11 protein-coding genes and 1 pseudogene are annotated in these 16,525 nt (G+C 59.2%); 8 read left to right on the top strand and 4 right to left on the bottom strand.

Going from position 1 to position 16,525, the window contains the following annotated elements:
* Window positions 1–66 precede the first annotated feature (66 nt).
* Window positions 67–1,286 (bottom strand): annotated as a pseudogene (locus ACMGG9_RS11200) (NADH:flavin oxidoreductase/NADH oxidase family protein).
* A gap of 70 nt (window positions 1,287–1,356) precedes the next feature.
* Between ACMGG9_RS11200 and ACMGG9_RS11205 the strand changes: the two are divergent.
* The 8 genes from ACMGG9_RS11205 to ACMGG9_RS11240 all read left to right on the top strand — a co-directional run bounded on the left by ACMGG9_RS11205 (window position 1,357) and on the right by ACMGG9_RS11240 (window position 11,193).
* Window positions 1,357–1,764, top strand: coding sequence for a MerR family transcriptional regulator (locus tag ACMGG9_RS11205; RefSeq protein WP_089194745.1), 408 nt, complete (start codon window positions 1,357–1,359; stop codon window positions 1,762–1,764).
* Window positions 1,765–2,063: 299 nt separating this feature from the next.
* Complete coding sequence (locus tag ACMGG9_RS11210) at window positions 2,064–4,505, top strand: glycogen/starch/alpha-glucan phosphorylase (protein WP_414162185.1); 2,442 nt, start codon at window positions 2,064–2,066, stop codon at window positions 4,503–4,505.
* 1 nt (window position 4,506) lies between these two features.
* Window positions 4,507–5,394 carry a hypothetical protein gene (locus ACMGG9_RS11215; protein WP_227414466.1) on the top strand — a complete coding sequence of 296 codons (888 nt, stop codon included), beginning with the start codon at window positions 4,507–4,509 and terminating at the stop codon, window positions 5,392–5,394.
* Window positions 5,395–5,493: 99 nt separating this feature from the next.
* A complete protein-coding gene (locus tag ACMGG9_RS11220; protein ID WP_232099365.1) occupies window positions 5,494–6,642 on the top strand; it encodes a PP2C family protein-serine/threonine phosphatase in 1,149 nt (382 codons plus the stop codon).
* Between the two features lie 27 nt (window positions 6,643–6,669).
* Entirely contained in the window at window positions 6,670–7,011 is a 342-nt protein-coding gene (locus ACMGG9_RS11225) for an STAS domain-containing protein (RefSeq protein ID WP_089194747.1), read from the top strand.
* 25 nt (window positions 7,012–7,036) lie between these two features.
* A complete protein-coding gene (locus ACMGG9_RS11230) occupies window positions 7,037–7,489 on the top strand; it encodes an ATP-binding protein (RefSeq protein ID WP_142075527.1) in 453 nt (150 codons plus the stop codon).
* 40 nt (window positions 7,490–7,529) lie between these two features.
* Window positions 7,530–9,410 carry a PAS domain S-box protein gene (locus tag ACMGG9_RS11235; RefSeq protein ID WP_414162186.1) on the top strand — a complete coding sequence of 627 codons (1,881 nt, stop codon included), beginning with the start codon at window positions 7,530–7,532 and terminating at the stop codon, window positions 9,408–9,410.
* Between the two features lie 4 nt (window positions 9,411–9,414).
* Window positions 9,415–11,193 carry an EAL domain-containing protein gene (locus tag ACMGG9_RS11240; RefSeq protein WP_414162187.1) on the top strand — a complete coding sequence of 593 codons (1,779 nt, stop codon included), beginning with the start codon at window positions 9,415–9,417 and terminating at the stop codon, window positions 11,191–11,193.
* A gap of 11 nt (window positions 11,194–11,204) precedes the next feature.
* Here ACMGG9_RS11240 and ACMGG9_RS11245 read toward each other — a convergent pair whose 3' ends face one another.
* Genes ACMGG9_RS11245 through ACMGG9_RS11255 form a run of 3 tightly spaced genes read right to left on the bottom strand, consistent with a single transcriptional unit; the run spans window position 11,205 to window position 16,524 of the window.
* Window positions 11,205–13,388: a glycoside hydrolase family 2 protein gene (locus ACMGG9_RS11245; protein ID WP_089194751.1), complete on the bottom strand. Its 2,184-nt coding sequence runs from the start codon at window positions 13,386–13,388 to the stop codon at window positions 11,205–11,207.
* Complete coding sequence (locus ACMGG9_RS11250) at window positions 13,385–16,075, bottom strand: response regulator (protein WP_414162188.1); 2,691 nt, start codon at window positions 16,073–16,075, stop codon at window positions 13,385–13,387. Before ACMGG9_RS11250 ends, ACMGG9_RS11245 begins: the two co-directional genes overlap by 4 nt.
* Window positions 16,072–16,524, bottom strand: a complete 453-nt coding sequence (locus tag ACMGG9_RS11255) for a hypothetical protein (RefSeq protein WP_046898354.1) — start codon at window positions 16,522–16,524, stop codon at window positions 16,072–16,074. The genes ACMGG9_RS11250 and ACMGG9_RS11255 overlap by 4 nt, the downstream gene beginning before the upstream one ends.
* Between the last annotated feature and the right edge of the window lies 1 nt (window position 16,525).

Genomic DNA, 16,525 nt, shown 5'->3' on the forward strand with positions numbered 1-16,525 from the left:
TACGTAGCGCGATCAAAACAGCGGGATTTTTGTGCGGCGCCGGCGTGTCTGCCGGCGCCGCGGTCATTAACGTTGCCGTAACCAGGCATGATAGCGCCGCAGAGTGCGGCGGGTGCGCCACCGATCGATGAGCAGCGACCACAGCGGTGAGTAACGCACGTTGCGCGTCCGATCGCGGCTCAGGGCGTGCATGCGGCGCTTGATCAGCGACATGCGGGCGAGCAGCGTCAGCGTTTTGTCGCGCCATTTTACCGGTGCAGGCAGCGCATGAGGGGCTTCACCGGTTTGCCAGCGGCGCGGCAGATCGGGAATTTCCGCCATGGCGGTGGCGATGCCGACCACCGCGACGCCGCTGTTCAGCACCCGTTGTGCCACCGACGGGCGGGCGATGCCGCCGGTGGTCATCACCGGCATGCGCGCTACTGCGGCGAGATCGCGGGCGAAGGTCAGAAAATAGGCTTCACGCGCCAGGGTGCTGTCGTCTGCGGCTTCCCCCTGCATCGCCGGGCTTTCATAACTCCCGCCCGACAACTCCACCAGATCGACCGGCAGTTCGTTGAGCATCAACAACACCTGTCGGGCCTCGTCCGGCGAAAAGCCGCCGCGCTGAAAATCGGCTGAATTGAGCTTCACCGCCACGCAAAAGTCTGGCGAGACACGCTGGCGCACCGCGCGCACCACCTCCAGCAGCAGACGGGCGCGATTCGCCAGTTCGCCCCCCAACGATCGCTGCGCTGGTTGGCCAACGGCGACAAAAACTGGGAGATCAGGTAGCCGTGCGCCGCATGGATCTGCACGCCGGTAAACCCGGCCTTTTCGGCGGCGTGCGCGCTGGCGGCGAAGCGGGCGATCACCTCGGCAATCTGCGTTTCACTCATGGCCTCCGGCTGTGCGAACGCCTTACTGTACTTGCCCATCGCCATCGGGATGGCGGAGGGCGCCCAGGCGTTGCCGCCCATGTTGGCCATCACCTGACGGCCCGGGTGGCTGAGCTGCATCCATACCTGCGCGCCTTCCTGGCGCGAGGCCGCCGCCCAGGTTTTGAACGCCTCGAGCGGCGTATCCTGTTCCAGCACCACGCCGCCGGGGCCGGTCATGGCGCGTCCGTCGATCATCACGTTGCCGGTGATGATGAGGCCGGCGCCGCCGATACCCCAGTGGCGATACAGACGCCATAGCGCGGGGCCGGGCAGTTGGCCTTCATCGGCCAGATTTTCTTCCAACGCGGCTTTGGCCAAACGGTTGGGTAAGCGGCTGCCGTTGGGCAGAATAAGCGGGGTAAACATCGGGTACGTTCCTGTCGCAGGGGGAATGGCGCTATACTAGGTTTAAAGTTAACTTTAAGGTCAATAGGGCATGAAAATCGGAGAGTTGGCGGAGCGTGCCGGCATGGCCGCCTCGGCGATACGTTACTACGAACAGCAGGGTCTGCTGCCCAAAGCGGTGCGCGGCGTTAACGGATATCGGGTGTATAGCGAAAGCGCGCTGGAGCGGCTGCATCTGATCCAAATCGGCCAGAATCTGGGGTTCTCGCTGCAGGCGATCCGCGGGGTATTGGCGCTGCAGGGCAGCGCCTATCAGGATGGTTTGATACAAGGCGTCGACAGCCGGCTGGCGGAAATCGAGCGGATGATGGCGACGCTGAACGAGCAGCGTGAGACGTTGATGGCGACGCGGCGCATTCTGTTGGAATCCGGCGTGGCGGGGTTGTGCCAGGTCAAAAATGAAAAGCTGGCCGGCGGGCTGCCGCCCTGCAAGGCTTAGCGGCTTTAAAGGCGGAGCGCCCGGCCTGTGCGGTGAGCACCTTTCGCCCCGGATGCCGGGCGGGTTCAGTTTTAACCGCCATGTTTCCTATATCCGCAGCCGCGCCCACATCCCCTTGGCTTTCCCCATTTAAATAGCGGGAACCGCCTTAATATAATTAACATACATACCATTTCATTTTGAATTAAAAATAAATCCGGTAAAAAAAAGACATTATAAAAAAAGGCGCTAGAATTTATCTGATACTTATTGCCGTTTAACGAATATATCGTTAAACATCATTCCTGAAAGGAAGTGCAATGAAATCCAAGCAGCCTGTAGCCAATGCGCCAAGCGTTAGCGAATTGAGTGCGCAAATTGAAAATAACCTTAAATATCAACTATGTGTGACCTTGTCTGCGGCAACTGAAAGCGACGTTTTCAATGCGGTGGCGCTGACCGTTCGTCATTATCAATATGATGACTTTCTAATTTCACAACAAAGACAGCGGGCGGAGAAAAAGAAACGCCTTTATTATTTGTCGATGGAGTTTTTATTAGGCCAGTCATTGCGCAATAACCTGATCAATACCGGCTTGTTGAAGAATATGCAGCGTGCGGTCACCGAACTGGGATTCGATTTCGAGCGCATTGTGGATGAGGAACCCGACGCGGCTTTAGGCAATGGCGGTCTGGGCCGTTTGGCCGCCTGTTTCATCGACTCGATGGCCACATTGGATATCGCCGCCTCCGGGCACGGCATCAAATACGAGTATGGGCTTTTCAAACAGGCAATCCACGACGGCAGGCAAATAGAACAGCCGGATGACTGGCACTCTACGCGCTCGCCGTGGCTGGTAGAGCATCATGCCCAACAAATGCTGATCCCGATCGGCGGCCGCGTTGAACATGGCGAAGACGCCGAAGGCAACTATAACCCGATGTGGATGGACTGGCGGATCCTCGTCGGGATCCCGCACGACTATTTCGTTTCCGGTTATCAGGGCTCGGCGACCAATAAGCTGCGCCTTTACAGCGCGCTGGCTTCAGACTCCTTCAATATTCATATCTTCAACCGGGGCGACTATATCAAGGCGGTAAGCGAGAAAATCGCCTCGGAGAACATTTCGAAGATTCTCTATCCGGCCGATGAAGCTCTGACCGGCAAGGAGCTTCGTCTCACGCAGGAGTATTTCCTGGTCGCTTGCACTCTGCGCGATGTGCTGGCCGATTATGCGGGGGAAGAGGCATCTATCACGGCACTGCCGGAGCGGGTGGCGATCCAGCTCAATGACACCCATCCGGCTCTGGCGGTGGCGGAACTGATGCGTCTGTTGGTCGATGAGCACCAGCTGCCGTGGGAGCAGGCTTGGGATATCACGCAGCGAACCTGCGCTTTCACCAACCACACGCTGATGCCGGAGGCGCTGGAAACCTGGTCGGTGAGCCTGTTTGAAAAACTGCTGCCGCGTCATCTGCAGATCGTTTATGAGATCAACCGACGTTTTCTGGCGCACGTCGCCGCGCGATGGCCCGATAAGCCGCAGTTATTGCCGTCGCTTTCCCTGTTCGCGGGCGATAACGACAAGAAGATGCGGATGGCTAACCTGGCGATCGTCGGCAGTCATCGGGTTAACGGCGTGGCGAAACTGCATTCGGAGTTGATCAAGAAAAGCCTGGTGCCGGACTTTTATTTTATCTCGCCGGAAAAATTCATTAACCAGACCAACGGCGTAACGCCGCGTCGCTGGGTGCAGCAGGCTAACCCGCCGCTGGCGGCGTTTTTGCATCAGCATCTGGGTGACGAATGGCCGACGGATCTGCAGCAGTTGGCGGGGCTCGAGAAATTGGCCGACGATATTGGCGCGATCGACGAGATACGCGCGATAAAACGTGCGAATAAGGGCGCCTTATGTCGATTAATCGCACAGCGTCACGGCATACAACTCGATCCGATGGCGATGTTCGACTGTCAGGTGAAGCGGATCCACGAATATAAACGCCAGCTGTTGAATATTCTGCATGTCATAGATCTTTATCTGGAGATCAAAGAGGGCGGTAAGACTATCGCGCCCAAAGTGCATCTGTTCGCCGGCAAAGCGGCGCCCAGTTATGCGGTGGCCAAGCTGATCATTCAGCTGATAGGCGCCGTGGCGCAGCGCATTAATCAGGACTCTCGCGTCGGCGGCCAGCTGAAAGTGGCTTTCCTCGAAGACTATAAGGTTTCACTGGCCGAACATATCATCCCCGCGACCGACCTGTCCGAGCAGATATCGACCGCCGGCACCGAGGCCTCGGGCACCAGCAACATGAAATTCGCCCTCAATGGCGCACTGACCATCGGCACACTGGATGGAGCGAACATCGAAATCCGCGATGCGGTTGGGGCGGATAATTTCTATCTGTTCGGCGCCACCGCCGAGGAAATCGACGATATCAGACGCCATGGCTATCACGGCGGCGATCATTATCTCAACAACCCGCGCATTGCGCGCGTGGTGGATTCGCTGACTTCGGGCCTGTTCACAGCCGATAACGAGCTGTTCGCGCCGTTACGCAATATCCTGCTCACCGGCGACTATTTCTGCCATCTTCAGGACTTCGAGAGTTATCGGCTGGCCCAGCAGCGGGCGGCGGCCGATTTCGATGAGCCGGGGCAGTGGCACCGTCGCGCACTGTTGACCATCGCGCGCATGGGCGGTTTTTCCAGCGATCGCACCATTCGCGGCTACGCCAGGGATATTTGGGGGATGAATTACTGACATGACCACCCGTTTATTTCGGCGCCTGTCCCCGCTTGCCGGCTGTTTGTTCAGCGTTTGCGGCTGGGCGGCGGACACCGTGCCTAACCAGCCGGCGGTAAGGGTATTCACCAGCCCCTGGGCGCGTCTGTTTTCGGGCAGCGAGTCATCTTTTTCCACGGCGCTGACCTACAACTCGGATTTGGCTCGTCATCCGGTTTATGTGCCGACGGGACGGGACGCTTCCGAGATCCATGATAAATACAACCAGCGCCTGTTGCTGAGCATGCAGTATTCACCGATGAGCTATTTTTTTGCCAACATGACGGTGCGTGTGCCGCTGCAGGACACCAATAAATACAGCACCGACTTCGTGTACAGCTTTGGCTACGATGACTGGCATCCGGGCACCTTCAGCCTGGTGTACGGCAACTACAGCGAGGATAACCATTTTTATCCCGCTAGCGGCGCCAGACATACCTACTTCGAGCGGGGAGCCTGGACTTTCGCTTATAAATTCAGCTTGCCGGGCAGCCTCGAAAAACACTTGCTGATCAACAAAGAGGACGCGCTGATTTGCCAGGTGGGGTATAGCTATGTCCCGCGTTACTATTCTCTGGCCGACAGCGGCATCAAGCGCAATAAAAGCTCGCTGTTGGCCAGCTGCGGTTACACGCTGCTGCAACACTATTTCCTGCGCGTGTCGTCGTTTTATTATCCCGATAGCCGGCAACAGCAGCCGTGGGATTACGATTACACCTACAGTATCGGCTATGTGTCCAGCTATTTGCCGGGCGCGGTTTCCGTGCATTACGACAACTATTCCGGCACGCGCTACCCGTGGCGCAGCGATGCCAATGCCAATTTTCGTCGCGGGACGATCAACCTGAGCTGGACGCTCCCGTTTTAAGCGAGTGTGACTGTGGAACCGACGGACAAAGACAGCGCGTTCTCTCTGACTATCCTGATCGTCGATGACTCCAGGAGTTACCGACACCTGCTGGGCAGCATGCTGAGCAAATGGGGCTACCGGGTGCTGGAGGCGCAGGACGGCGTACACGCGCTGGCAATGTTGGAAACGCAGAACATCAACGCCGTCATCAGCGATTGGGAAATGCCGCAAATGGACGGTGTGGCGCTGTGCCGTCAAATTCGCCAGCGTGACTTCGGCCATTACATTTATGCCATTTTGGTGACCGCGCGCCAATCGATCGACGATCTGGTGCAGGGGCTGGAGTCCGGCGCTGACGATTTCCTTTCCAAGCCGGTCAATCAGAGCCAGCTGCGCGCCCGGCTGCATGCCGCGGAACGCGTCCTGACGCTGGAAAGCACGCTGGCGGTGCGCAACCAGCGCCTGAGCAGCGCCTACCAACAGATTGAGCAGGATCTGCAGGCCGCCGCGCGATTGCAGCGCAGCGTGTTGCCGTCGGCATCGCTGGCGTTCAGCGGTTATCAGGCGGACTGGATGTTTTTGCCTTCCGCGTACGTTTCCGGCGATCTGCTGAACTATTTTGCGCTCGATAGCCGTCATCTGGCGTTCTATTGTATTGATGTCGCCGGCCATGGCGTCAGCGCGGCGATGCTGTCGCTGGCGGTGGCCAGAGAGTTTCTCACCGGACGGATCGATGAGCGATTGCTGATCGTCGACGGGAACATCGTCGCGCCACATCAGGTGGTCGCTGCGCTCAACCGGCGTTTTTGCCTGGATAACGAAGAGATCACCAGCTATTTCACGCTCATCTACGGTTTTATCGACACGCAAACCGGGTTGGGCGCGCTCTGTCAGGCCGGGCACCCGACGCCGTTCATTATCCGTCAGGACGGCGAGCTGCGCACCGTCGGCCTCGGCGGCGTGCCCGTAGGGCTGTTTCCGCAGTCGGAATATCAGAGCAGCGAGTTTTGCCTGGCGCCCGGCGAACGGCTCTATCTTTACAGCGACGGCATCAGCGAATGTGAGAACCGCGCAGGCGAGCTTTATGGGGAAACGCGGCTGCAGCAGTTGCTGATCGCGCAGCGTAGGCAGCCGCGCTCGGCCGTTTTCCAATGCGTTGAGCGCGAGCTGGTGAGTTGGAGCCAGCCGGAGTCCGACGGGCTCGCAGAGTACGGCCGTTTCTTTAATGACGATATTTCGCTGGTGGCGATAGAGCGCACCGCATAACTCCCGACAACATCGATGAGGAAGACTATGAATTTTGAAATGCACACCGAAAATGACATTGAGATCGTGGTGCCGCTGGTGCGTCGTCTCGACGCCTCCGTCGCGCTGGCGTTCAAGCAACAGGTGCTGGAAGTGATCGAGCGTCATGGCCATCACGTACTGCTCGACTTCAGCCGGGTCGATTTCATCGACAGCAGCTGTTTGGGCGCCCTGGTATCAATACTCAAAACGTTGAACGGCAAAGGGGAGCTGGTGCTGTGTTCGTTGAACGGCAATATCCAGCATCTGTTCAAACTGACCCGCATGGACCGTATTTTTACCATCGGCGCCACGCGTCAGGACGCGATGAACATCCTCGCCCGCGAATAGTGCGGCGCTTTGCCGGGAGGCCTTGATGGAGACTGCCACCACCGCGCTGCGCCTGGGCGCGACGCTTGAGAACCTCGAGACGTTGAGCCGCGCCTTCCAACGTTTCGTGGCGCCGTTCGCGCTTGATCCCGCGGCGATATATCAGCTGGATTTGGCGGCCAGCGAGGCATTCAGCAACATCGTCCGGCACGGCGTCGATTACGACGCTCGGCAAACGATTGAGGTGACTATGTCACTTTCTTCCGGCGCAATCACTCTCACGCTCATCGATACGGGGCGTCCGATACCGGCGGACATTCTGCAGGCGGTGGCGGATAAGCAACGGTCGTTCCCCGAGCCCGGCGCCCTGGAAAATTGGCCAGAAAGCGGAATCGGATTGATACTGATTTATTCCATGATGGACAAAGTTCGTTACCGTACCGCCGACGGACGCAACGAGCTGATTCTGACTAAAAATACGATGGGCGAGCGAACCTGAAAGGCGGGACGCGCCCGTTGGAGACGCTACAGGAGTCAACATGCTCGAGCCATGCTTCCCCGAAAACGAAGCCGAACGCCTGTCGGTATTGGATTCGCTGAACGTGCTGGATTCGAACTCAGTAGAAAAGCTGGATCGCATCACGCGACTGGCTGCGAAATATTTCGGCGTCACCATTGCGCTGGTGTCACTGATCGACCGCGATCGTCAATGGTTTTTATCACGCTATGGCCTGGATGTCCGGGAAACGCCGCGCAACATCTCGTTCTGCGGCCATGCCATCCTGCAACGCGAAGCGCTGGTGGTGCCCGATACCGCGCAGGATCCGCGCTTTTTCGATAACCCACTGGTGGTCGGTGGCCCGCGCATCGGCTTCTACGTCGGGCAACAGCTGCTGTCCCTCGACGGGTTGCCGCTCGGCACGCTATGCATTATCGACAGTCACCCGCAGTCGTTTCCTCAAGATAAACTGGCCGACCTGCGTGACTTCGCCGCGGTGGTGGAAGAGTATCTGCAGAGCATCGAACGCAACGTCTATACCGAAAACCTGAAATCCGATCTGCAGCGCACGGAGGCGTTATTCGAACAGACTTTCTCTCAGGCGGCGGTGGGCATGGCGCTGGTTTCGCTGCAGGGGTATTGGCTGCGGGTCAATCCGCGCATCTGTGAAATGCTGCAATACTCCGAGCGCGAGCTGATGGATCGCACCTTTCAGGACATTACCTATCCGCACGATCTCAACACCGATCTGGAAAAACTGCAGCAGTTGCTGAGAAACGAGATCGACACCTACTCGCTGGAGAAACGCTATTTCCGCGCCGATGGCACGATCGTATGGGTGGAACTGACGGTGGCGCTCAATCGGCTGCCGAACGGCAAGCCGGATCATTTCATCTCGGTCATCGTCGACATCAGCGAGCGCAAGGCGGCGGAGGCCGACCTGTATGCCTTGCAGCATGAGCTGGAAGAACGCGTCGAAATTCGTACGCATGAGCTTAACGTGGTGGTCAAACAGCTTAACGAAGAAATAGAAACACGGGTGCTCGCCGAATCTCAGCTCAGTGCGGAAAAAGAACGCCTGCGCGCCATTACCGACAATATGCCGGCGTTAATCAGCCAAATCGACGCCAATGAACGCTACCTGTTCGCCAATAGCGCCTATAAGACCTGGTTTGGTCTGGAAGAGGCCAGCCTGCAGGGCATGACGGTGCGCGAGTTCATGGGGGAAAGCGTGTATCAGATGGCCCGGCCGATGATCGCGCGGGCTTTGGCGGGCGAAATGGTCAGCTTCGAAAACGAATTGCAGACCCAGCAGGGGCTGCTGATGATCCATACCACGCTGGTGCCGTGCGAGGCTCAGGGCTTTTACATTCTCTCCATGGATATCACCGAGTTGAAGCGGCTGCAGCAACGATTGGAATATGACGCCACGCACGACATGCTGACCGGGTTGACCAACCGACGCGCATTTCTGCGCCGGTTGTCGGGCACGTTGCAAGTCTGCTGTCATCAGCGGCAGATGGCCCTGTTGTTCATCGATCTCGATGGTTTTAAGGGCATGAACGACAGTTACGGCCATGACTTCGGCGATCTGATCCTGAAGACGTTCGCCAAATTGCTCAGCGCTTGCGCCGACGAACGGCACAGCGTCTCGCGCCTGGCCGGCGACGAGTTCACGGTGATCCTGTGGCCGCTGACAGCGCCGCGGCCTGAGGTCAGCGCGTTTTGCGAAAAGGTGTTGGCGGAGCTGGCCGGTATTTCGCAGATCGGTCAGCAGAAGGTCTGCCTGTCCGCCAGCATTGGCGCCGCTATCTCTGCGAGTGGGGACGTGACGCCGGAAATGCTGCTGGCCAGCGCCGACGGCGCGATGTATCAGGCGAAATCCGCCGGCAAAGGCACTTACGCCATCTGTGAGCTATGAGCCAATGTTACGACATCTCAGTAAGAACGAAGACGAGCGCCTGGCGGCCATCGATGCGCTGGCGGGGTTGGGCGCCGGCCATGACGACGCGATCCATCAGGTGCTGACGATCACCCGCAAGCTGTTACAGGCCGAGGGCTGCCTCATTTACCTGCACGGAACGCGCAAGATTTGGATCCGCGAGCACATTGACGTCGGGTTCGAGGAGATCGATTTCGTCAGCCCCTTGTTCAATTTCGTTCGTCTGAGCGGCGAGGCGTTGATTTGTCCGGACACCCATGCGGATGAACGCTTTGCCTCGGATCCCATGGTCAACGGCGCCGCGGCGATCCGCCACTGCGCCGCCATCCCGCTGTGCACCCGCGAAGGCTATACGATCGGCGCGTTCTGCCTCGTGGGTTCGCAGCCAAAGCATCTGACTCGCCGTCAGGTCGAACTGCTGCGCAGCATGGCCACCATCGTCGGCGAGCTGATTGAAGCGCAGAGTGAGATCGGCCTGGTCGATGCCATCACTCGCTTGCCCAATCGACAGCGGCTGATGGGGGAACTCGGCAATTTACCGGACACGGGCAAATACGCGTTATTGCTGTTCGATACGATAGATATCCAATACGCCTACGAGATGGCGCGTTCCTTCGGCCTGTCTACGGTAGAGTTACTGCTGGGGGATATCAGCCATTTCCTGAAAGAGACGTTTCTCAGTGAGCGCATGCTGTACAGCATCGCGCCCGGACGTTTCGCCGTCATTATCGAGGCGCAGCACATGCCGCAGGCGAAGCGCGATCTGTTGCGTTGCGCCGACCGTTTGCATCACGAAGTGAGAGGCGCCGTGCCGCTGCGCCTGGAGCTTAATGCCGGTTATGCGTTGTTTTCCGCGCCGCATGCCGATCCTCCCGAGATTTTGCGCCAGGCGACCAGCGCGCTGCATGATTCGATCGACGAGGGGCGAGCCGTCTCCCTCTATAGCGAGCCGAAGGATGCGGCGCGCAAGCATAATTTCAATATTTTTAATGCGTTGGTGCAGAGTCTGAAGGAAGATAATCGCGGGCTATTTTTGGAATACCAGCCGCAGATTGATTTGGCGAGCGGCAGGATCGTCGGCGCGGAAGCATTGCTGCGTTGGCGGCATGAACGTTGGGGGGCGATCCCGACGGGGGAGTTCATTCCACTGGTGGAAAATACCTCGCTGATCAAACCGTTGACCGAGTTTGTCATCGCGCAGTCGATTGAACAGTTGTTGTTGATGCGTGAAGCGGGGATCGCGTTTCCCATCTCGATCAACGTGACGGCCGGCAATCTGGCCGAGCGGCACTTTGCGGCGCGGTTGAATGAAGCCATCACCCGGCGCGGGCTGCAGGCGGGGGACATTGAGATAGAGTGCCTGGAGTCGCAACGCATTCAGGAAAGCAGCGCGGCGTTGGCCTGTCTGCATGCGCTCAAGGCCAACGGGCATCGCATCGCGCTGGATGATTTCGGCGCCGGCTACAGCAATTTAAACTATCTGCGCCATATCCCCGCCGACGTCGTCAAACTGGACGCCTCCCTGATAAGACTGCTGAAGAGCGATGCGGACAGCCGCATCATCGTGCAAAGCATCATCGATATGCTGCATAAACTCAACTATGAAGTCTTGGCGGAAGGGGTGGAAGACCTGGAGTCGCTCCACTACCTGACCGAGTATCGGTGCGATGTCGTACAGGGCTTCTATTTTTCACCGGCGGTGACGTTGGAAAAGCTGTGCACGCTCGTCGACATTCACGGGCAGCAGCGGCGAAATGCCTGAGGCAACGCCGCTCATGGCGCGCCAACCGGAAATCGCCGGCGATTCTCACCCAGGCGCAGGCCATTACTGTCCGTCAATTCCGTGACCACCTGCAGAGGCAGCGTCGAGCGCGGCGTGAGGTTGAGCTCCTTCAATTTACGGCTGCTGTCCGCCGGCAGGTCGAGCGTTGTCTCGCCGCGAGCCAATTCGTGCTCCCCCTGCGTCACTCGCCAACGCAGCGTGGCGGCGGGGTAATCTTGCCAGCGATCGTTGATCGCCCACAGGCCTATCTTGCCGCTTTCTCCCGTTCGCCAGTTGAGCGAGAGAGGCTCAATGGAGGGCAGTACCGGCTGATAGGCGCGTTGCAAGGCGTAGTAACCTGTTTTTGGATGGCGCTGATAGTCGATGACCGCCCAGTTGATTGAAGGCCAGGTCTCGCTGAACATGAACTGGAACAGGGCGACGACCGGCTGATAGCGTTGACGCCGATAGCTTTCCGCCGCCAGCTGGATGCCTTCCGCCTGATAGCGCTGGGTGTTGGCGATAAAACTCTCGATCGTGGCGCCGCGCGACAGCTTGGCCAGCCCGAAAGCCTGCTCGGGCTGGAAATTGTGATACTGCCAAACCTTCCAGCCCGGGTCGTCAGGCGAGGTGCTGGCGGGCCACAGGTGCGCCGCCGGAATGATAGTGCGCAACGTGGCGAGACGAGGCAGCGCCTGCGCGCCAAATTCGCTGATGATCGGACTGGTCGCCGGCTTGAGGAAATCGGCAATCGTGCCGAAATACCAGCCCTGCCAATAATGCTCCGCCACGGTAGACCAACGGTGCACGATGCGGCTGCGATCTTCGCTCAGTGCGTCCGCCACGCGGTGCGCCAACCGACGGTTGAGCGTGGGCGTCCAGTCGGTAAACCGCTGTTTCATCCACGGCGCGTCGAAAGGTGGCTCATTTTGCCCGGCCCACACGATCACCGAAGGGTGGTTGCCCCGTTGTTTCAGCAGGTCGCCGGCCTGGCGCGCCGCTTCGGCGGCGAAGGCTTCGCTGTCGTCATACCCCCATTGCAGCGGCATGTCTTGCCACAACAACATGCCCAGCGCGTCGGCCTCGCGATACAATGCCCGGCCGGCCACGTGCCCATGCACCCGCACCGCGTTGATGTTCGCCGCGCGCATCAGCAGCAGATCCCGGCGATAAAGCGCGGCGGTCATGCTGCCGAGCCACGGTGAACCGATATAGTTGGTGCCGCGAATAAACAGGCGGCGGCCATTGATCGTCCAGCCGTGGCCTGAGGCCAGCTCACGGACTTCTCTCAAGCCGGTCTGTGCGGTGCGCCGATCCAATATCCCTTCGGTATCGGACAGCGTTGCCTCGATGCGATACAGATTTTGCGCCCCATGGCCGTACGGCCACCAGAGCGCGGCGCCCGGCATCGGCAGCGAAACGGCGAGCGGCGCGCCGCCGGTCAACACCACGCGGCGGGAAAGGTGATAGCTTTTGCCGGTGAAGTTAAGCGGCGTCAGGCGCAGGGTCAGGCGCGCTTTTCTTGGCCGATTGACCCGATAATCGAGGCGGATGTCCAGCGCCGGCTTCTCCAGTCCCTGGCGCCAATCGGGCAGCGCCGTGAGGTTGTCGATCGCTGCGCCGCGGCTGAGGCGAAGCGTGACGGGTTGCCAAATGCCGCCTGAATTGGCGTCCTGGCCCTGCGGCGACCAGGCGCCGCCGGGGCGGGTATCGTGCTGCGACAGCACGCCTTTAATCGCGCGCTTGTGCAAGGGCCAAACGCTGCCGGGACGCTCGAATGGGCTGTCCACCCTGACCAGCAGGTGGTTTTCGCGGCGGGCCGCGTGGGTCACATCGAACTGGAAACGTTGAAAATAGCCCTGATGCTGGCCGACAAAGCGTTGGTTGAGCCATACGTCAGCGCGATAATCGACGCCGTCAAAAGTGAGCGTAGCCAACCGATCTCGGGTGAGATGCGGCAGAGTGAATGTCGTGCGGTACCACAGCGCGCCCTGATGATCGACGCCGTCACTGTACCAGTTCGCCGGTACTCGCAAGGGGCGCCAGTTCGGCGTCAGGCGCTGCCGGTCGTCATGAGGCGGGTTGGCGTTCTGGTATTGCCAGATGCCGTCGAGAGAAACGCTGCGCGGCGTCTGGGCAAGGGGGCTTGACGCGCAAACCAACAGCCCCAGCGAGAGCCAGATTCTTGTCTTCATGTTGCCTCCACGATGGCGAGCAGCGCGTCGCGTAACTGCCGGCTTAGCGGCGTCAGCTGCGACTGCAGTGGGGGAATCGACGCGAGATCGCGGGCGCCGGCGGCCTGCTCAATGGCTTGCAGACAGGGCGCCAGCGTCGAACCGGCAAAGTGCAGCGTTTCTCCTTTGAGGCGATGCGCACAGCGTTTGATCTCGTCGCATGCCTGATCGTCGATCGCCGTTTGCAGGGCTTGCAGCAGCCCAGGCAGTTCGTCGATAAACATCGTCGCCAGTTCGTTGAACAGGGCCGGATCGTTGTCCAACTGCGCGAGCGCGAGCGGATAGTCGAAGGCGGCTTCCGGCGCGGGCGCCGCGGCGACGACCTGCGTAATTTCTTCGGCCAGTTTGTCCAGCAGGATAGGCTTGGCGATATAGCCGTCAAAGCCGAGCTGCAGGCATTTCTCTCTGTCGCCTTTCATGGCGTGAGCCGTCATGGCGATGATCCGCTGTGTCGGTTCGCCCGGCGGTTGCCGCCGCTCCGCCTGACGAATCGCCTGCACCGCTTCGATGCCGCCCATCTCCGGCATCTGCAAATCCATTAAAATGACGTCGTAGCGCGCGGTTTTCAGCCGAGCCAGCGCCTCGACGCCGTTGCCGGCCAGCTCGGCGCTGTGCCCCAGCTTGCCGATAAAGCTGAGCGCCAGCTTTTGGTTGACCGGATTATCTTCGGCGATCAGCAAATGATAATGGGGCGACTTGGCGCTCACCGCCGGCGTGCGGGCAACTGGCGCGATGAGGGCCGTTTTCGGCAGCATCGGCACCAGCGCTTGTTCCATGGCGGCAAACAGTTCCCCGGCGTCGATGGGTTTGGTCAGGAAAAAGGAAACGCCCACTTTTTGCAGCACCGCCTTGTCGATACGGCTTCCCGTCGAGCTCAGCATGATCAGCGTGCAGTGCCGCAACGACGGGGTGGACATGATTTCCAGCGCCAGCGCCATGCCGTCCATTTCCGGCATTTGCGCATCCAGTAGCACCAGCGGGAAGGGCGCGCGGCTGTTCATCAGCACCAGCGCCTCTTTCCCCGAACCGACGGTGACGGGCTTCAGGCCCATATTGCGCAGCAGATCGGACAGCAGCCGCAGGTTGGTGGCATTGTCGTCCACCACCAGCACCTCGATGCCCGCCAGCGTCTGCGGCCAGCCGACGCTTTCTCTGCGCGCGCCTGACAACACCGGCAGTGAAAAATAGAAACAGCTGCCGCGTCCGGCGTCGCTGTCTACCTGCAATTCTCCCCCCATCATCGCGACCAGCCTGGCGGAGATCGTCAGCCCGAGACCGGTGCCGCCGTATTTTCTCGTCGTCGAGTTATCCGCCTGGCTGAACGATTCGAAAATGACTTTCTGCTTGTCTTTAGCGATGCCGATACCGCTGTCGCGGATGCTGAACAACAAACGGTGCGCATCGTTGACCACCGGTTCGATACGCAGCACCACTTCGCCTGCAGGCGTAAATTTGAGCGCATTGCCAATCAGGTTGGTCAAAACCTGGCGCAACCGCAGCGGATCGCCAAAGATCTTGTCGGCGACGTCAGGGTGGATATCCACCAGCAGCTCGACGTTTTTTTCGGAGAACTTGGGCGTCAGCGGGCGGGTGATCTCCTGCACCAACGGCCGCAGAGAGAAGTCCTCCGGATCCAGGCTGATCTTGCCCGCTTCGATTTTGGAGAAGTCCAAAATATCATCGATAATTTTCAACAGCGCGCGCGCGGAACTGTAAGCCATTGAGATGTAGTCGCGCTGTTCCTGATTCAACTCGGTCTCAAGACAGAGTTGGGTCATGCCGAGAATGCCGTTCATGGGCGTGCGAATTTCGTGGCTCATATTGGCGAGAAATTCGCTTTTCGCCAGGCTGGCCGCTTTGGCCATCTCAACCGATTGGCGGGATGAGGCTTCCGCTTCTTTGTATTCCGTAATGTCTTGCAGGGTGCCGATCGCCCGTTGTACTTCGCCTTTAAGCCCTTGTTGCACGATCTGGCCCTGCAGCGATACCCAACCGTACCGCTCGTCTGCGCGCTGCACTTTCACTTCGCAGGCGAAAATCGGCAAGATAGCCTGGTTCGCCTGACGGATACACTGAGTGAAATGCGCCAGATCGCCGGCCGGAAAGGCCTGCGCCCACAGTGAGCCGGAAAGCGTCGAATGCGTGCGAGGAATTTCCAGCAATAGCAGTAACGCGTCGTTGACCTGCAATTCGTCGGTCGCCAAATCCCACTCCCAAATGCCGATGCGCGAGGTCTCCGCCGCCAGGATAAAATCGCTGTGCAGCCGCTGTTCGGCCTTGATGACGTCGGCATAGCGGCTGATATCGGTGTGGGAGCTGATCACGCCGCCTTCCGGCGTTCGCTGGTGCTGGATATACAGGGTGCGATCGGTTATCCGTCTCACCTCGTAATGGTCTGGCCGGCGGTAGTTGGCCAGTAAGGAAGCCGCCATGCGCTTTTGGGCTTCGTCATGCAGCGCCGGATAGCTGATATCGATCATCTTGCGCAAGACGTCGGCGAGCGTAAGCCCGACGCTCAGCCAAGGTTCCAGCCCCGGATAATAATCGTTCACGCGCCGGTTCCAGTAGACCAGCCGCTCTTCGGCGTCATAAATGGCCAGCGCGATAGGCGGGGCGTTGAGCGCGGAAAGCAGCGTCGGCTTGTTCATCCCGGTAGCCCCGACTGCGCGGCGGGATTGTGATGCAGTTCGGCCTGACGCCGCATGAACTCGAGCCCCGGCGCCAGCACGATGGCCCACGCGGTCAGGATCTCTTCATCGCATTCAGGATCGAGGTCCCGCACGGTTTGCAGCACGGCTTTGCGCCACAGCGCATAAATCGACGGCGGCAGGTTGAGGCCCTGCGGGCTGCCTTCCTGCGTTACCTGTACCAGGTAATCCGCCACGATATGCGTGTTGGCGACCGAGAGCATGTAGAAAAAGGTTTTATAGATGATTTTCTGCTTTTCCAGCCGCTGGGCGATGCTGCCCGGTGAATTGAGATCCTCGGTGCTGCCGATAAACAACGCGTAGAAATGGGCGAAGAACCGATCGCCTTTATCGCCCTGAGTGATGCGGCTGTAGCTGTTATTGAACAGCTCTTCATAGTTTATCCCCATG

This window comes from Serratia sp. BNK-10 (assembly GCF_047456065.1).
In the GTDB taxonomy this organism is placed as follows: domain Bacteria; phylum Pseudomonadota; class Gammaproteobacteria; order Enterobacterales; family Enterobacteriaceae; genus Serratia; species Serratia ureilytica.